The sequence below is a fragment of the Kitasatospora sp. P5_F3 genome, assembly GCF_054049135.1.
On sequence record NZ_JBFUMY010000012.1, the window covers coordinates 138,461 to 155,180 of the forward strand.

Here is a 16,720-nt window from a genome sequence, read left to right on the forward strand (position 1 = left end):
GGGACGGAACCGCTCCCGGCTCCCCGGCGTACTCACCGGAGGGCGATGCGCCCCGGAGCAGCCGGAGCAACAGGGGGTTCGGGATGCCGGGACGGGACGCGCAGGGGCCGGACACGGCCGAGCCGGCGCAGGCGCGTGCGGAGGTGGCGCGACTCCGGCGGTCGGCGGCCGGAGCCCCGGAGCAAGCAGATCTCGGGCTCGCCCTGTACCGGCTCGCCATGCTGCTCGGCAGCACGCCCGGCGGCCTGGCGGAGGGGGCCGAGCTGATGGCGGAGGCCGTGGCGGTCTTCCGCCGGCTCGCGGACCGGGACCAGGCCGGTTACCGGCCGGCCTTGGCATCCGCGCTGGACATGCTCGCGCTGTTCGTGGGTCTGCTGGGCCGCCGTGCGGAGGCCCGGGTGCTGGCCACCGAGGCGGTCGCCCTGCTCCGCGAAGCCGCCCGTCTGGAACCGGAGTTGGAGCCGGAGCTGGCCGGGGCGCTGGCCCGGCTCGGGAACCAGCTGGCCGAGACGGGCGCCCACCAGGAGGCACTGGCCCGGATCGAGGAGGCCGTGCTGCTCCGCCGCCGACTGGTGGCGAGCAGCAGAACATCCTTCGCCGCCTTCCCCTCGACGGCGAGCCATGGCATGGACGACGCCCGAGCCGAACTCGCGTCCGCCCTGGGGGACCTGGGCATCAAGCTCGCCGAGATGGGCCGAGGTGAGCAGGCCGTCCCGGTGCTCGAGGAGTCGGTCGGCATCTACCACTTGCTGGGCCGCCGCTCGCAAGCTCCGTCGGACCAAGCTGCCTACGGGGCAACCCTGTTCACGCTGACCGGAGTGCTGACCGAGCTCGGCCGGGCCACCGAGGCGGCACCCTACCGAGCCGAATCGGCGGGCCTGCGCGACAGGTTGGCCGCAACCGCCCCGGATCTGCTCGCCTCGCTGGACCACCTGGGCCAACAGCACGGCTTCCGCCTGACCCACGACGGTGAGTTCACCCGCACGTCCACCCCGGGGCCGCGAATACCGGCACCCGACCCGACCTTGTTGAAGCGGATCGGACGGCTGAACAGCGAGGGCCTCGCGCTGGGCCGTTCCGGGCGCGCCGGCGCGGGCGCCGAGCTGCTCCGGGACGCCGTCGGTCTGTCCGCCGGCCACGACCATCCCGGGCTCCACCTCGTCCACGCCAACTGCCTGCACAGTCTCGGCCTGCTGCTGGCCTGGGACGGCCGCGCCACCGAGGCGCTGTCCGTCACCGAGCAGGCGGTCCGGATCTACCGGCACCAACTCCCGCGTTTTCCGGGCCAGGTACGCCACCTCTACGCGGACGCCCTGGACAGCCTGGGCCGTCGCCTCGCCGTACTCGGACGGCACCGGGAGGCGCGGGCCGCCACCGAGGAGGCGGTCGTCCTGTACCGGCAGCTGGTCGCCGCCGGAGCGGCCGGACACACCGCCGGCCTCGCCACGGCGCTCAACCACCTGGGCATCCGGTACGCCGACACCGACGACCACACCGCCTCGCTGACCGTCACCAGCGAGGCCGCCGACCTCTACCGGCAGCTGTACGCGCAGGACCCGGAGCAGCACCGGTCCGGTGCCGTGCACGTGCTGTCCAATCTGGCGCTTCGGCACTCCCGGCTGGAACAGACCGAGCAGGTGCTGGCCCCGTTCCGGGAGGCCGTCGCGATCCTGGACAGCCTCGGCGCCCACTCACCCGGCAGCGACGTCGAGCAGCTCGCCGTATCCATGGAGTGGCTCGACCACTACCTGCGCCACCACGGCCACCGCAGCGAGGCCAGGGTCGCCCGCCGCACCGCCGACCGCCTGCGCCGGGCGAGCCGCTGACGTCCGACCGACCGGCACGCGAACGGCCCTCCCGCCGGAGCGGAAGGGCCGTTCGAGAACCGACGGAGCGTCAGCAGACGACAGAGCGTCAGCAGCCGATCAGGCGCGCACCCAGGTAGGCCTTCACCTGGTCGAGCGAGACCCGCTCCTGCGCCATGGTGTCACGCTCGCGGATGGTGACCGCGTTGTCCTCGAGGGTGTCGAAGTCGACCGTGACGCAGAACGGCGTGCCGATCTCGTCCTGACGGCGGTAGCGCTTGCCGATCGCGCCCGCGTCGTCGAACTCGACGTTCCACGCGGTGCGCAGGTCGGCCGCCAGGCCGCGGGCCTTCGGCGACAGGTCGGCGTTCCGCGACAGCGGCAGCACCGCGACCTTGACCGGGGCGAGCCGGGGGTCGAGCCGCATGCCGACCCGCTTCTCCATGACGCCCTTGGCGTTCGGCGCCTCGTCCTCGAAGTAGGCGTCGATCAGGAAGGCCAGCATGGCGCGGTTCAGACCGGCTGCGGGCTCGATGACGTACGGGTAGTACCGCTCGCCGGACTCCTGGTCGAAGTACTTGAGGTCCTGGCCGCTGGCCTCGCTGTGCACCCGGAGGTCGTAGTCGGTGCGGTTGGCCAGGCCCTCCAGCTCGGAGAACTCGCTGCCGCCGAAGTTGAAGCGGTACTCGATGTCCACCGTGCGCTTGGCGTAGTGGGACAGCTTCTCCTTCGGGTGCTCGAAGAAGCGCATGTTCTCGGTCCGCAGGCCGAGGCCGACGTACCAGTCCCAGCGCTGCTGGAGCCAGTACTCGTGCCACTGCTCGTCCTCGCCCGGCTTGACGAAGAACTCCATCTCCATCTGCTCGAACTCGCGGGTCCGGAAGATGAAGTTGCCGGGGGTGATCTCGTTCCGGAAGCTCTTGCCGACCTGGGCGATGCCGAACGGCGGCTTCTTGCGCGAAGTCGTCTGCACCGCCTTGAAGTTGGTGAAGATGCCCTGGGCGGTCTCCGGGCGCAGGTAGGCCAGGCCACCCGCGTCCTCGGTGACGCCGAGGTGCGTCTTCAGCATGCCCGAGAACTCCTTGGGCTCGGTGAAGCCGCCCTTGTTGCCGCAGTTCGGACAGTTGATGTCGGCCAGGCCGTTCGCCGGGACCCGGCCGTGCTTGGCCTCGTACGCCTCCTCCAGGTGGTCCGCGCGGAACCGCTTGTGGCAGGAGAGGCACTCGGTCAGCGGGTCGTTGAAGGTCGCGACGTGGCCCGAGGCCTCCCAGACCTCGCGGGCCAGGATCACCGACGAGTCGAGCCCGACGACGTCCTCCCGAGCGGTGACCATCGAACGCCACCACTGGCGCTTGATGTTCTCCTTGAGCTCGACGCCCAGCGGGCCGTAGTCCCAGGCGGCGCGGGTGCCGCCGTAGATCTCGCTGCAGGGGTAGACGAAGCCACGGCGCTTGCTCAGGCTGACGATCGTGTCGATCTTGTCGGCGGCCACAGTGCTCTCTTCAGTACGACGTCACGGGAGGACGGCACGGTCAAGGCGCGGCTGGTTGCACGCACCCGAATACCTCCAGAGGTTACCGGGCGTGGTGGGGCGGGGTTCAAATCGGTATTCCGCGGTCGCTCGGTGTGTCGAACCGACGATCCGCTTGTTCGATGGTCGATCGAGTTGACAATCATTTCCAGTTAAGTTGAGAATGGTTGTCATGATGTTGCGACGCGTCCCCACCTCCATAGCCCTGACCGCCACCGCCGTCGTCGGCGCCCTCGTCCTCACCGCCTGCGGCGGTTCGAGCAGCGCGAAGGGCAGCGACGGCAAGCTGGACGTGGTCGCGTCGTTCTACCCCATGGAGTACCTCGCCCAGCAGATCGGCGGCGAGCACGTGAAGGTGACCGGCCTCACCAAGGCCGGCGTCGAGCCGCACGACCTGGAGCTGACGGCCAAGCAGGTCGCCCAGGTCAAGGAGGCCGGCACGGTGGTCTACCTCAAGGGGCTCCAGCCGGCCGTCGACAAGGCGGTCGCGCAGAGTGACTCCAAGCACGTGGTGGACGCCACCGCCGCCTCCCCGCTGGTCGACCACCACCTGGACGAGGGCCACGCCGAGGGCGACGGCCACGAGCACGAGGCCGCCGCCGGCGACCCGCACATCTGGCTCGACCCGAACCGCTACGCCGCCGTCGCCAAGAGCGTCGGCTCCGAGCTGGCCAAGGCCGACCCCACGCACGCGGCCGACTACCAGCGGAACACCGACCGGATGGTGGCCGAACTCGCCACCCTGGACCAGGAGTTCAAGGCCGGCCTGCAGAACGCCAAGGGCAGGTCGTTCGTCACCAGCCACGCCGCCTTCGGCTACCTCGCCGACGCCTACGGCATCGACCAGATCGCCATCAACGGCGTCGACCCGGAGGCCGAGCCCACCCCGGGCAAGCTGGCCGAGGTCCAGCAGGCCGCCAAGCAGCACGGCGTCACCACGATCTTCTTCGAGACCCTGGTCAGCCCCAAGCTCGCCGACACGGTCGCCAAGGACCTCGGTCTGAAGACCGCGGTGCTGGACCCGCTGGAGGGCGTCAAGGACCCGGCCAAGGACACCTACTTGTCGGTCATGCGGCAGAACCTGCACAACCTCCAGGCCGCCTTCGGCACCACCGGCTGACGGGACATCGGATACTCATGAGCTCTGTCATACCCAAGGCCCAGCAGGCTGCAGGGACGGACTCCGCCCAGGCGCGGCACCCCCGTGAGGCGGGTGCCGCGCCCGCGGCCGTCTGTCTCTGCGACGCCGTCGCCTCGCTCGGCGGCCGTCCCGTGCTGCGCGGGGTGGACCTCAAGGTCCGCCCCGGCGAGGTGGTCGCGCTGCTCGGGGCCAACGGCTCCGGCAAGTCCACCACCGTGAAGTCGGTGATCGGCGCCGTCCCGCTGGAGCGCGGCGGCCTGGAGCTGTTCGGCACGCCGTTCGCCAAGTTCCGGGCCTGGCACCGGATCGGCTACGTGCCGCAGCGCACCTCCGCCGCCAGCGGGGTGCCCGCCACCGTCCGCGAGGTGGTCTCCACCGGGCGGCTGCCGCAGCACGGGCTGTTCCCGTTCCGCCGCAAGGACAAGGCCGCGGTCGACCGCGCGCTGGCCCAGGTCGGCATGCTGGACCGGGCCGGGGACGGCGTGGCCGGGCTCTCCGGCGGCCAGCACCAGCGGGTGCTGATCGCCCGCGCGCTGGTCGGCTCCCCCGAACTCCTCATCATGGACGAGCCGATGGCCGGGGTGGACGTGGCCAGCCAGCAGGTGCTCGCCGACACCCTGCGCCAAGAGGTCGGCCGGGGCGCCGCCGTCCTGCTGGTGCTGCACGAACTCGGGCCGCTGGAGCCGCTGATCGACCGCACCGTGGTGCTCCGCGACGGCTGCGTCGCGTACGACGGCCCGCCGCACCCCAACACCGGCCAGCACGCACTGCCCGGGCACGACCACGTCCACCCGCACGGGGACGACCACCTGACGACCCCTGGACTGCTCGCATGACCGAAATGCAGATGCCCTCCGGGCGGGTGGGTGGTGCTGAACGGCACGCGCTGACCGACCACCTGACGACCCCGGGACGACTCGCATGACCGAAATGCTCAGCTACGACTTCATGCAGCGCGCCCTGATCGCCGCCGTACTGGTCGGCATCACCGCGCCCGCCGTCGGCATCTACCTGGTGCAGCGCCGGCAGGCGCTGATGGGTGACGGCATGGGCCATGTCGCGCTCACCGGTGTCGGCCTCGGCTTCTTCTTCCAGACCAGCCCGGTCTGGATGGCCGTGCTGGTCTGCGTGCTCGGCGCCGTCGTCATGGAGCTGGTCCGCTCGCGCGGCAACCAGCGTGGCGACATCGCGCTGGCGATGCTCTTCTACGGCGGTATGGCCTGCGGGAAGATGCTGGTCAGCATGAGCGCCCAGGCGGGCAGCGGCAGTCTGGAGAGCTACCTCTGGGGCTCCATCCTGACCGTGGCGCCGAGCGACCTGATCACCATCACGGTGCTGGCCGGGGTGGTCGTCGCGGTCACCATCGGTCTGCGCCGCCAGCTCTTCGCGATCTGCCAGGACGAGGAGTTCGCCCGGGTCACCGGGCTGCCGGTGCGCGTGCTGAACCTGCTGCTGGCCGTGATGGCCGCGGTCACCGTCACGGTGGCGATGCGGGTGGTCGGCCTGCTGCTGGTCAGCGCGCTGATGGTGGTTCCGGTGGTCGCGGCGCAGCAGCTCACCCGGTCCTTCGCGATGACCCAGGCCGCCTCGATCGGGGTCGGCGTACTGGTCGCGGTGGCCGGGGTGGCCGGCTCGTACCAGGCCGACCTGCCCTCGGGGCCGACCATCGTGCTGCTGGCGATCGTGGTCTTCGCGGTGCTCAGCGCGGTCGCCACACCGCTGGCCCGGCGTCGGCACCGGGCCGCGAGCGACCACGGTCCCGAGGTCTGCGAGGTACGGCTGCCCGATCAGCAACAGGGCCGCGCGGAGGATTCGGTCACCAGTCGGGGGCTGGCACAATGAGGTGCCCCACCACCCCACGACCAGGAGGACCCACGGTGACCACCGCAGGCCCGTCGCGTGCCCGATCGACCAGGCAGCGTGCCGCCGTCTCGGCGGCCCTGGACGAGATCGAGGACTTCCGCAGTGCGCAGGAGCTGCACGACCTGCTCAAGCACCGGGGCGACTCGGTCGGTCTGACCACCGTCTACCGCACCCTGCAGTCGCTGGCCGACGCCGGTGAGGTGGACGTGCTGCGCACCGCCGACGGCGAGGCGGTCTACCGCCGGTGCAGCAGCGGGCACCACCACCACCTGGTCTGCCGCAGCTGCGGCTCCACCGTCGAGGTCGAGGGCCCGGCGGTCGAGCGCTGGGCCAACTCGATCGCGGCCGAGCACGGCTACAGCGACATCGCGCACACCCTGGAGATCTTCGGGACCTGCGCGGAGTGCACCAAGAAGTCCTGAACCACCAAGCACCGAGGGCCCGTACGCAGTCGCGTACGGGCAAGTCCGGCCAGAGCACGTCCTGGAACACGAACTCGGCGTAAGCACTCTGCCAGAGCAGGAAGTTGGAGGTGCGCTGCTCGCCGCTGGGGCGCAGGAAGAGGTCCACGTCCGGCATGTCCGGGTGGTAGAGGTACTTGGCGATGGTCTTCTCGTTGACCTTCGACGGGTCCAGCCGGCCGTCGGCCACGTCGCGGGCGATCCCCGCCATCGCGTCCGCGATCTCGGCCCGGCCGCCGTAGTTGACGCACATGTAGAGGGTGACGGCGTCGTTGCCCTTGGTCTGCTCCTCGGCGACCTGGAGCTCCTGCACCACGCTCTTCCAGAGCTTGGGCATCCGCCCGGCCCAGCGGATCCGGACGCCCATCGCGTCCATCTCGTCGCGGCGGCGGCGGATCACGTCCCGGTTGAAGTTCATCAGGAACTTCACCTCCTCCGGGGACCGCTTCCAGTTCTCGGTCGAGAAGGCGTACAGCGACACGTTCTTGACGCCCAGCTCGATCGCGCCCTTGAGCACGTCCAGCACCACCGACTCGCCGATCTTGTGGCCCTCGGTGCGGGGCAGGCCGCGCTCCTTGGCCCAGCGGCCGTTGCCGTCCATCACGATCGCGACGTGCTCGGGCACCAGCTCGCCCGGGAGCTTCGGCGGCACGGCGCCGCTCGGGTGCGGGGTCGGGGGGAGGTACTCCCGCTGCTTGCTGCCGAAGAGCCGTCGCGCTGCCATGCTCACTTCTCCACGTATCTCATCGAGCGGATACCCCGCTCCAGGTGCCACTGCAGGTAGGCCGCGACCAGGCCGCTGCCCTCCCGCCAGTACCGGGACTCACATCCGTCGGCCGTCCGCCAGTCCCCTGACAGCAGCGCGCCGAGCAGTACCAGTGTCTCAGGGGAGGGTACGGCACAGCCAGGCACGCGGCAGTCCGCGCAGAGCACCCCGCCTGCCTGCAGCGAGAAGAACCGGTTGGGGCCCGGCAGTCCGCACTTCGCGCAGTCGGTGAAGCTGGCGCCGTAGCCGTTGACGGCCAGTGAGCGGAGCAGGAACGCGTCCAGCACCAGGTGCGACTGGTGCGTCCCGGCGGCCAGCGTCCGCAGCCCGCCCACCAGCAGCAGGTACTGCTGGACGGCCGGCTCGCCCTCGTTCTCCGCGAACCGCTCGGCCGTCTCCAGCATCGCGGTGCCGGCGGTGTAGCGGCCGTAGTCGGTGACGATGGTGGCGCCGAACGGCGCGATGGTCTCCACCTGGGTACAGAGCGGCAGACCCCGGCCGATCAGATCCGCGCCACGGCTGAAGAACTGCACGTCCACGTGCGAGAACGGCTCCAGCCGCGCCCCGAACTTCGACTTCGTCTTACGGATACCCCGCGCCACCGCCCGCACCTTGCCGTGCTGACGGGTCAACAGGGTGATGATCCGGTCGGCCTCGCCCAGCTTCTGGGTGCGGAGCACGATGCCGTCGTCCCGGAACAGACTCATGCCCCCATTGTCCCGTACGCCACCGACACCCCCGCCCGGGGCCGGCAGCCCCGCCTGCGGCGGGCTCTCCGAGCCGAGATCGTCCCCGCCACCAGCAAGCCCGCCGCAGGCGGATCCGTACAGCCGTGGGCCCCGCACCCGGTCCCGTGGGGAGACCAAGTGGGTGCGGGTCACGGCGGGCCCGGAGGGGGGAGTCGGGCCCGGCCTGTGGGGGTCAGTGGGGAGCGTTGGTGGCTGCCTCCAGCAGTTCGTCGACCCGGCTGCCGGGGAGCTTGAGGCAGCGGCCGACGGCCGCCAGTGCGGCGCGCTCCTGGGGGAGGTAGGGCCCGTCGGCCAGGGCGATCCAGGCGCCCTGCAGCACCAGCCGCTCCCGGCCCTGCTGGGCCAGGTGCGGGGCCAACGGCTCGATCGCGGCGTGCAGTTCGACGGTCAGCCCGCTGCCGGCCCCGGCCAGGTCGAGCGGTGCCTCACCGCCGACCCCGGAGAGGGCGGCCAGTGCGGCCAGCACCTGGGCCTCGCCGCAGTCCTCGAACCCGGCCTCGCGGATCACGCCGCAGGCCGCGTCCCGGGCCGAGCGGCTGCCGGTGCCGCCGGCCGCGAGCAGGGCGAGCGCGACGGTGTACTGGGCGTCCCGCAGCATCGCGGCCAGCCGGACGCAGGTGAGTTGGTCGAGAGTCTCGACGCCGTAGCGGCGGTGGCAGGAGGTGCACTGCACGCAGCCGGTCACCGGACCGACGGGCAGCACCGGGGTGCCGAGCAACCGCAGCCACCGCCGACCGTGCTGCCGACGGTAGTTGCGGTCCCCACCACAGCCCGGACAGTAGAAATCACCGAGGACATCAGTCCGCCAACGAGGGCGGACACCCCACAACCCTGTCACGGCGCCACTCCCCAGACATGGCAGGCGGCCTGCACAACAATGGGCAGGTCACGCGACCGGACTCCGCGGTCGTCCCACCGACCCTGGTTCCGGTGGATAGATGCTGCCATGGTTACGCACGGGTGTCAGCACCCCGAACGGGTAAAAATGTGTCGCAGAACACATTCCCAGAAACCTCTCAGGAGGCCGCCATCGGCGGCCCCCTGAGGGAGGATCAGGCGCGCTGCGCCCGGTTGACGGCGCTGACCACGGCCTTCAGCGAGGCCAGCACGGTGTTGGCGTCGATGCCTACGCCCCACAGCACCTTGCCGTCCACCGCGCACTCGACGTACGCGGCGGCCTGGGCGTCGCCGCCCTCGCTCAGCGCGTGCTCGGCGTAGTCCAGCACCCGGACGTCCACGCCGATCCCGGCCAGCGCGTTGACGAAGGCGGAGACCGGGCCGTTGCCGGTGCCCTGCAGGGTGACGGGCCGTCCGTCCACCTCGGCCTCGGCGCGCAGCACGTCGCGGCCGTCCTCGGTGGTCAGGCTGCGCGAACCGGTCAGCGCGATCCGGCCCCAGGCGTTGCCGGGGGTGGGCAGGTACTCGTCCTGGAAGACACTCCAGATCTCGGCCGGAGTGACCTCGCCGCCCTCGGCCTCGGTCTTGGCCTGGATGATCCGGGAGTACTCGATCTGCTGACGGCGCGGCAGGTCCAGCTTGTGGTCGTTCTTCAGGACGTACGCGATGCCGCCCTTGCCGGACTGGCTGTTGACCCGGATGACCGCCTCGTAGCTGCGGCCGACGTCCTTCGGGTCGATCGGCAGGTAGGGGACGCCCCAGGTGTACTCGCCCACCGGCACCCCGGCCGCCTTGGCGTCGGCCTCCAGGGCGTCGAAGCCCTTCTTGATCGCGTCCTGGTGCGAGCCGGAGAAGGAGGTGTACACCAGGTCGCCGGCATAGGGGTGGCGCTCCGGCACCGGCATCTGGTTGCAGTACTCGGCGGTGCGGCGGATCTCGTCGATGTCGGAGAAGTCGATCATCGGGTCGACGCCCTGCGAGAACAGGTTCATCCCCACGTTGACCAGGTCCAGGTTGCCGGTTCGCTCGCCCTGCCCGAACAGGCAGCCCTCGACCCGGTCCGCCCCGGCCATGATGGCCAGCTCGGCGGAGGCCACGCCGGTGCCCCGGTCGTTGTGCGGGTGGGTGGACAGCGCGACGAACTCACGGCGGGTCAGGTTCCGCGACATCCACTCGATCTTGTCGGCGTAGACGTTCGGGGTGGAGCGCTCGACCGTGGTCGGCAGGTTCAGGATGATCTCGCGGCCCTCGCCCGGCTGCCAGACATCCATTACCCCTTCGCAGACCTCCAGCGCGAAGTCCAGCTCGGTGTCGATGAAGATCTCCGGCGAGTACTCGTAGCCGAAGACGGTGTCGTCCCGCAGGATCTTCTCGGCGTACTCCATCACCAGGCGGGTGCCGTCCACGGCGATCGCCTTGATGTCGTCCTTGCTGCCCTTGAAGACCACCCGGCGGAACAGCGGCGAGGTCGCGTTGTACAGGTGGACGGTCGCCCGGGGAGCGCCGACCAGGGACTCCACCGTTCGCTCGATCAGGTCCTCGCGGGCCTGGGTCAGCACCGAAATGGTGACGTCCTCGGGGATCGCGTCCTCGTTGATCAGCGAGCGGACGAAGTCGAAGTCGGTGGCCCCGGAGGACGGGAAGCCGACCTCGATCTCCTTGTAGCCCATCTTCACCAGCAGGTCGAACATCTTGCGCTTGCGGGCCGGCGACATCGGGTCGATCAGCGCCTGGTTGCCGTCCCGCAGGTCGGTGGACAGCCAGCGCGGCGCCTGGGTGATCACCTTGCCCGGCCAGGTCCGGTCCGGCAGGTCCACGGCGCCGAAGGGTACGTACCGCTGGAACGGCATGCCGGACGGCTTCTGCGGCGTGGCCGCGGCGGTGATCGGGGTGGGACGGTCGTTGAACGCGCGAGCGATGGAGGACTGCTCAGTCATGGAGGAGACTCTCGGCTTCCGAACTCGATATGCGGGCTTGGTCGGGGTGAATGGACACCCGACTCGGCCGACTACTGACCCGCATCGGTGCGGGTGCAGCACAGTCCCCCGCGGAGAGGGAGCCGGCCTTCAGTGGTCTACAGGCCCTCGCCGCGGCAGCTAAGAAGAAGCAGCCCGTAACGCATGATGTGTCCCAGCGTAACCCAGGCCCCTCCGTCCTCACAGTGAGCCTCGCCACCATTCCACCCTGTGAGACGGGGTCGAACTGACGATCCATCAGCTCGGCGGCGGCTCCCCCGCTCCGGAGCCCCGCCGACCTTGCACCGCATTTTCACGAAAATCGGCAGCGCGCCGACGGCGGTGCGTAGCACACTGGCAACCATGCGTATCCAGGTGACCCGGACCGGCGGCCTGGCCGGCCACCCCCTCCGAGCCGAGCTGGACACCACCGAACGGACCGACGCGCCCCATGTGCACGCGCTGGCCAGGGAGGCGGTGGCGGGCGGGCTGCGCGCGCCCTCGTACGGGGTGCCGGACGGCTTCCACTATGCGATCACCGTGGACGGGCGGACGGTGCACTGCGCCGACCCCCGGCTGACCGACTCGCAGCACGAGCTGGTCTCCCTGGTGCTGCGCGAGGGCGTGGGGCTGCATCCGCACCAGTAGTCCGCTTCCGGATAATCCGGAGCTTGCCGCAGTTTGTAGACTGCAGGTATGACCACCCGCACCGTTTTGGACCTGTCCGGCCTACTGGCCCACACCAGCCACGTACTGGCGACCCGGATGTCGGCCGCCTTCGCCGAGAGCGGTCTCGAGATCACCCCGCGCGGCTTCTGCGTACTCCTGCACGCACAGGAGCAGGAGCGGACCCAGATCCAGCTGGCCGAGATCGCCGACCTGGACAAGACCACCATGGTGGTCACCGTCGACGAGCTGGAACGCCTCGGCCTGGCCGAGCGCCGCCCGTCCAGCACCGACCGCCGGGCCCGGATCATCTCGGTCACCCCGAGCGGCGCCAAGGCGGTGACCGAGGGAGTGAAGATCGTCGACCGGGTGCACCAGGACGCCCTGGACGCCCTGCCCGGCGAGGACGGGGCGGCACTGCTGCGCGCCCTGACCACCCTTCAGGAGGGACACCTCGCCACGCCGGTCGAGAGCGACCGGCCGGTCCGCCGGGCCCGGCGGGCGCGAGGATAGTCCTGGAAAAGATAGTCCCGTACGGGACTATCTGATAATGTTCCATCCCGTAGCCACCGAACGGGAGGGACCCCATGACCCCGAACGCCCACTCCACCGAACGCTCACGCTGGTTGGCACTCGCCGTGCTCTGCGCCGGGATGCTGATGATCATTCTGGACGGCAGCATCGTGACGGTGGCGCTGCCCGCCATCCAGGCCGACCTGGCCTTCTCCCCGGAGAACCTGACCTGGACGGTCAACGCCTACCTGATCGCCTTCGGCGGGCTCCTGCTGCTGGCCGGGCGGCTCGGTGACCTGCTCGGCCGGCGCCGGATGTTCGTCGCCGGGCTGGTGATCTTCACCGCGGCCTCGCTGCTCTGCGGGGTGGCGGGCAGTCAGGAACTGCTGATCGGCGCCCGGTTCCTGCAGGGCATCGGCGGGGCGATGGCCTCCGCGGTCAGCCTCGGCATGATCGTCACGCTCTTCCCCGAGCCGGGCGAGCGCGGCCGGGCGATCGGCGCGTTCAGCTTCGTCGGCGCGGCCGGGGCCTCGATCGGGCAGGTGCTCGGCGGGGTGCTGACCGAGGCGGTCGGCTGGAACTGGATCTTCTTCGTCAACCTGCCGATCGGCCTCGCCGCCGTCCTGCTCTCCCTCAAGGTGCTGGCCGCCGACGGCCCGGCCCGCTCGCTCCGGGGCCTCGACCTGCCCGGCACCGCTCTGGTCACCGCCGGACTGATGACCGGTGTCTACGCCATCGTCTCGATCGACCGCCACGGCTGGGGCGCACTGCTGCTCGGCGGCCTCTCCGTGCTGCTGCTCACCGGCTTCGTGCTCCGCCAGCGGCAGGCCGCCGAACCGCTGCTGCCGCTGCGGCTGCTCCGCTCCCGCACCGTCGCCGGGGCCAATCTGGTGCAGGTCCTGATGGTCTCCGCGCTGTTCGGCTTCCAGGTGCTGATCGCGCTCTACCTGCAGAACGTGCTCGGCTACGGCGCCGCCGCCACCGGGTTCGCCATGCTCCCGGCCGCCCTGACCATCGGCACCGTCTCGCTCCTCCTGTCCGCCCGGCTGAACGCCCGGTTCGGCGAACGGGCCGTGCTGCTCGCCGGGTTGGCCCTGCTGGTGGCCGCCATCGGCCTGCTGACCAGGCTCCCGGTGGACGCCTCCTACCCGGTCCACCTGCTCCCCACCATGCTGCTCGCGGGCGGCTTCGGACTGGCCATCTCCGCCCTCACCTCGCTCGCCATGGCCGACGCGAGCCCCGAGGACGCGGGCGTCAGCTCCGGCCTCTTCAACACCACCCAACAGGTCGGTGGCGCCCTCGGCGTGGCCGTGCTGGCCACCCTGGCCGGCAGCCGTACCGACGCCCTGCTGGCCGACGGAGCGTCAGCCCAGGCCGCCCTGACCGACGGCTTCCGGCTCGCCTTCGGGATCGGCACCGGCCTGCTGGTCCTGGCCTTCCTGCTGGCCGCCACCCTGCTCCGCCGCCCCGCCCCGGCCGCCGCCCCCGCACCCGTCCACGCCCTGGTCTGAATTCCACCCGAAGGAGCCACCACGATGAGCACGCCGACGCTCGACCTCGAGGTCCGCGCCCTGCTGGACGCCCGGAACTTCGCCACCGTCACCACCCTGAACCCGGACGGCGGCCCGCAGTCCTCGGTGATGTGGCTGAAGCGCGAGGGCGACACCGTCCTGCTCTCCACCACCGCAGGCCGGCAGAAGGCCCGCAACCTGGCCCGCGACCCCCGGGTCAGCGTCTCGGTCTACGACCTCGCCAACCCCTACTCCTCGGTCGAGCTGCGCGGCACCGCCGAGCTGCTCCCCGACCCGGACCGGCAGCTGCCGTACGAGCTGTCGCACCGGTACCTGGGCACCGACCCGCCGCTGGCCGAGCCCGACGAGGTGCGGCTGGTCATCCGGGTGACCCCGGCCAAGGTGCTCAGGTTCGCGGTCTGAACCCGGACACCCGGGGCGCCGGCCGAACGGGGTGGTCAGTCCTCGGAGTTGAAGCCGGAGGCCGGATAGCACAGCGCCGCCGGGACGGCCGCGTCGATCGCCCGGACCGCCGGGGCGATGCCCTGGAACACGTCGGGCAGGACCGGCATCCAGCAGTTGCCCCGGCCGAACACCATCCGGCCGGGGCCGCGCTGCTCCACGCCGACCACGTCGGTGAACGGCAGGTGATGGACGGAGCCGTCGGACTGACTGGACCACAGGCCCTCGCCGGTGACCACCAGCCGGGTCTTCCGGGCCGCTGCGTAGCGCAGCCGGTCCTTCAGCGAAGGCCGGAACTCCTGCCCACCGCGCGGCAGTTCGGCCGCATCGGCGCAGCGGTAGCGGGCCAGCTCGGTGCCGTCGGGGAGCCGCAGCGCGACCTCGGTGTCCAGCGGTACAACCAGCAGCGCGGAGCGCAGCGCGGCCGCGAAGGCCGTCCGGAGCCCGTCCGGGGTGACCCGACGCATCGCGTCCAGCCGGTCGGCGGCCGGCCGGTAGGTCCCGCCGAGCAGGAACTCCCCTGCTGCCTCGCCGAGTTCGTAGACCACCGAGCGCGGGTCCTCGAAGACCTCGCGGGCCCCCTCGATCTCCTCGGCGAGCTCCGCTTCGGTCGCGTTCTCGGTGGCCAGCCGGACCGCCTCCTGCCAGAGCAGTTCGGCCACCCGCTGCTCCTGGCCCTCCCGGGCGTCCAGGCAGATCACCCGCTCGCCCCAGGCCGGCCCCGCGTGCACGACGTCGCCGCCCACGTCGTAGGAGAGGCCGTGCTGATGCCGGACCAGCTCGGTCAGCCGCTGCCGCAGCAGGTTCAGCGCCAGGTGCATGGCCGGGTCGTCCAGGTCGCAGGAGAGCGCCAGGCCCGGGCCCGGGACGTCGGCCTGCTGCCAGGACGGGCCGGCCTGCCGCGCGGGGTGGGCGGCGCTACGGTCCGGCCGCTCACCGGCCGGCAGCGGCAGCCGCAGCCCGGCGGGCGGCGGGCCGGTCAGCACCAGCACCGCGTTGCCGGAGTGGAAGTAGCGCGCGGCGAGCTCGGTCACCGCCTCGACCGGAATCCGGTCGGGGCCCGGGCCGGGGAACGAGGCCAGGCCGGGGCCCTGGGTGCCGAAGCGGCTGGAGAGCAGCTCGGCGGTGGTCGGGTCGGTCACCGCACCGTTCTCGGCGGCCAGCACCCCGGCCTCCCGCTCGATCCGCTCCAGCGGGAGCGCGCCGAGCGCCTCGCAGACCTTGGCCAGGAACTCGACCACCTGCTCCGGGCGGCCGGTCGCGGTGAACTGGGTCAGATTCAGATCCACCGAGGCGTTGTGGTCGTGGTGCAGCCGGGGCAGCGTACTCATCGCCAGGTGCTCCACCAGGTGGGTCACCCCCAGCGTGCGGAAGGTCTCGTCACTCGCCCCGCAGCCGAAGATCAGGACGGCTTCGAGCGGGCCGGGCGCCTCTGCCCACAGGACGGGGACGCCGTCGATGAGATCGCGTTGCATCAGGCGATCATATGGCCGGATTTCGCCTGCCCTGCCTCAGCTTTCGGCCACGGCTACCCGAACCGGCCGTTCACGTAGTCCGAGGTGCGCTGGTCCACCGGGGAGCCGAACATCGCGTCGGTCGGGCCGTGCTCCACGATGCCGCCCGGGGTGCCCTGCTCCGCCAGGAAGAACGCGCACTGGTCGGAGACCCGCTGGGCCTGCTGCATGTTGTGGGTGACGATCACGATGGTGACCTCGGCCACCAGTTCGCGGATGGTCTGCTCGATCCGGCGGGTGGAGGTCGGGTCGAGGGCCGAGCAGGGCTCGTCCATCAGCAGGATCTTGGGCCGGACCGCCAGCGAACGGGCGATGCAGAGCCGCTGCTGCTGGCCGCCGGAGAGCGCGCCGCCGGGCTGCCGGAGACGGTCCTGCACCTCCTTCCACAGGCCGGCCTTGCTCAGGCACTCCTCGACCAGGTGGTCCTTCTCGGCCCGCGAGGCCCGCACGCCGGTGAGCTTGAGCCCGGCCAGCACGTTGTCGTAGATCGACATCGCCGGAAAGGGGTTGGGCTTCTGGAAGACCATCCCGATGTCCCGCCGGGCGGTGGTGAGCCGCCGCTCGGGAGCGTAGATGTCGGCGCCGTCCAGCAGCACCTCACCGGCCAGCGCGGCGCTCGGGATCAGCTCGTGCATCCGGTTGAGGATCCGCAGGAAGGTGGACTTCCCACAGCCGGACGGACCGATCAGCGCGGTGACCTGCCCGGCCGGCATCAGCAGCGAGACCTGCTCGAGGACCTTGCGGTCGCCGAACCAGGCCGAGACCGCGCGGGCGTCCAGGGTGCCCGCCGAGCTCTGCTGGACGGTCGGCAGGACGGCCGTGGTGTCGAGGCTCACGGTACGGGCCCCTTTCTTGATGCTTGATGCTCGGTGACGGTCGGTCAGGT

15 protein-coding genes and 1 pseudogene are annotated in these 16,720 nt (G+C 71.1%); 9 read left to right on the plus strand and 7 right to left on the minus strand.

The window, feature by feature from the left end:
- Nucleotides 1-83 precede the first annotated feature (83 nt).
- On the plus strand, nucleotides 84-1,826 hold the full coding sequence (locus ACXJMZ_RS11030; protein WP_457029825.1) for a tetratricopeptide repeat protein: 1,743 nt from the start codon (nucleotides 84-86) through the stop codon (nucleotides 1,824-1,826).
- Nucleotides 1,827-1,914: 88 nt separating this feature from the next.
- On the opposite strand, the gene ACXJMZ_RS11035 is transcribed toward ACXJMZ_RS11030, so the two are convergent.
- The gene (locus ACXJMZ_RS11035) at nucleotides 1,915-3,297 is read right to left on the minus strand and encodes a glycine--tRNA ligase (protein WP_457029826.1); all 1,383 of its coding nucleotides are present in this window, start codon (nucleotides 3,295-3,297) and stop codon (nucleotides 1,915-1,917) included.
- Between the two features lie 211 nt (nucleotides 3,298-3,508).
- Between ACXJMZ_RS11035 and ACXJMZ_RS11040 the strand changes: the two genes are divergently transcribed.
- From ACXJMZ_RS11040 to ACXJMZ_RS11055, 4 genes are all read left to right on the plus strand, one after another.
- Entirely contained in the window at nucleotides 3,509-4,456 is a 948-nt protein-coding gene (locus tag ACXJMZ_RS11040; protein ID WP_457029827.1) for a metal ABC transporter substrate-binding protein, read from the plus strand.
- A 17-nt stretch (nucleotides 4,457-4,473) separates the two neighbouring features.
- Entirely contained in the window at nucleotides 4,474-5,313 is an 840-nt protein-coding gene (locus ACXJMZ_RS11045) for a metal ABC transporter ATP-binding protein (protein ID WP_457029828.1), read from the plus strand.
- 85 nt (nucleotides 5,314-5,398) lie between these two features.
- Complete coding sequence (locus ACXJMZ_RS11050) at nucleotides 5,399-6,319, plus strand: metal ABC transporter permease (RefSeq protein WP_457029829.1); 921 nt, start codon at nucleotides 5,399-5,401, stop codon at nucleotides 6,317-6,319.
- Between the two features lie 35 nt (nucleotides 6,320-6,354).
- A complete protein-coding gene (locus ACXJMZ_RS11055; protein WP_057238670.1) occupies nucleotides 6,355-6,762 on the plus strand; it encodes a Fur family transcriptional regulator in 408 nt (135 codons plus the stop codon).
- Between the two features lie 10 nt (nucleotides 6,763-6,772).
- Here ACXJMZ_RS11055 and ACXJMZ_RS11060 read toward each other — a convergent pair.
- From ACXJMZ_RS11060 to leuA, 4 genes and pseudogenes are all read right to left on the minus strand, one after another.
- Nucleotides 6,773-7,525: pseudogene (locus ACXJMZ_RS11060) on the minus strand (isoprenyl transferase); the annotation flags it as partial.
- Between the two features lie 2 nt (nucleotides 7,526-7,527).
- A complete protein-coding gene (recO, locus tag ACXJMZ_RS11065; protein WP_057238666.1) occupies nucleotides 7,528-8,274 on the minus strand; it encodes a DNA repair protein RecO in 747 nt (248 codons plus the stop codon).
- Between the two features lie 214 nt (nucleotides 8,275-8,488).
- Nucleotides 8,489-9,034, minus strand: a complete 546-nt coding sequence (locus ACXJMZ_RS11070) for a TerB family tellurite resistance protein (RefSeq protein WP_457029830.1) — start codon at nucleotides 9,032-9,034, stop codon at nucleotides 8,489-8,491.
- Nucleotides 9,035-9,368: 334 nt separating this feature from the next.
- Entirely contained in the window at nucleotides 9,369-11,150 is a 1,782-nt protein-coding gene (gene leuA / locus ACXJMZ_RS11075) for a 2-isopropylmalate synthase (RefSeq protein WP_457029831.1), read from the minus strand.
- A 381-nt stretch (nucleotides 11,151-11,531) separates the two neighbouring features.
- On the opposite strand from leuA, the gene ACXJMZ_RS11080 reads away from it, so the two are divergent.
- The 4 genes from ACXJMZ_RS11080 (at nucleotide 11,532) to ACXJMZ_RS11095 (ending at nucleotide 14,281) form a co-directional block, all read left to right on the plus strand.
- Nucleotides 11,532-11,816 (plus strand): protealysin inhibitor emfourin, encoded by a 285-nt coding sequence (locus ACXJMZ_RS11080; protein ID WP_457029832.1) that lies wholly within the window; start codon nucleotides 11,532-11,534, stop codon nucleotides 11,814-11,816.
- A gap of 48 nt (nucleotides 11,817-11,864) precedes the next feature.
- Entirely contained in the window at nucleotides 11,865-12,347 is a 483-nt protein-coding gene (locus tag ACXJMZ_RS11085; protein WP_457029833.1) for a MarR family winged helix-turn-helix transcriptional regulator, read from the plus strand.
- A gap of 74 nt (nucleotides 12,348-12,421) precedes the next feature.
- Nucleotides 12,422-13,858, plus strand: a complete 1,437-nt coding sequence (locus ACXJMZ_RS11090) for an MFS transporter (protein ID WP_457029834.1) — start codon at nucleotides 12,422-12,424, stop codon at nucleotides 13,856-13,858.
- Nucleotides 13,859-13,882: 24 nt separating this feature from the next.
- Nucleotides 13,883-14,281: a PPOX class F420-dependent oxidoreductase gene (locus ACXJMZ_RS11095; RefSeq protein WP_457029835.1), complete on the plus strand. Its 399-nt coding sequence runs from the start codon at nucleotides 13,883-13,885 to the stop codon at nucleotides 14,279-14,281.
- Between the two features lie 35 nt (nucleotides 14,282-14,316).
- Here ACXJMZ_RS11095 and ACXJMZ_RS11100 read toward each other — a convergent pair whose 3' ends face one another.
- Both ACXJMZ_RS11100 and ACXJMZ_RS11105 read right to left on the minus strand, forming a co-directional pair.
- A complete protein-coding gene (locus ACXJMZ_RS11100; RefSeq protein ID WP_457029836.1) occupies nucleotides 14,317-15,795 on the minus strand; it encodes a M16 family metallopeptidase in 1,479 nt (492 codons plus the stop codon).
- Nucleotides 15,796-15,848: 53 nt separating this feature from the next.
- Nucleotides 15,849-16,670: a phosphate ABC transporter ATP-binding protein gene (locus tag ACXJMZ_RS11105; protein ID WP_457029837.1), complete on the minus strand. Its 822-nt coding sequence runs from the start codon at nucleotides 16,668-16,670 to the stop codon at nucleotides 15,849-15,851.
- Nucleotides 16,671-16,720: the final 50 nt, after the last annotated feature.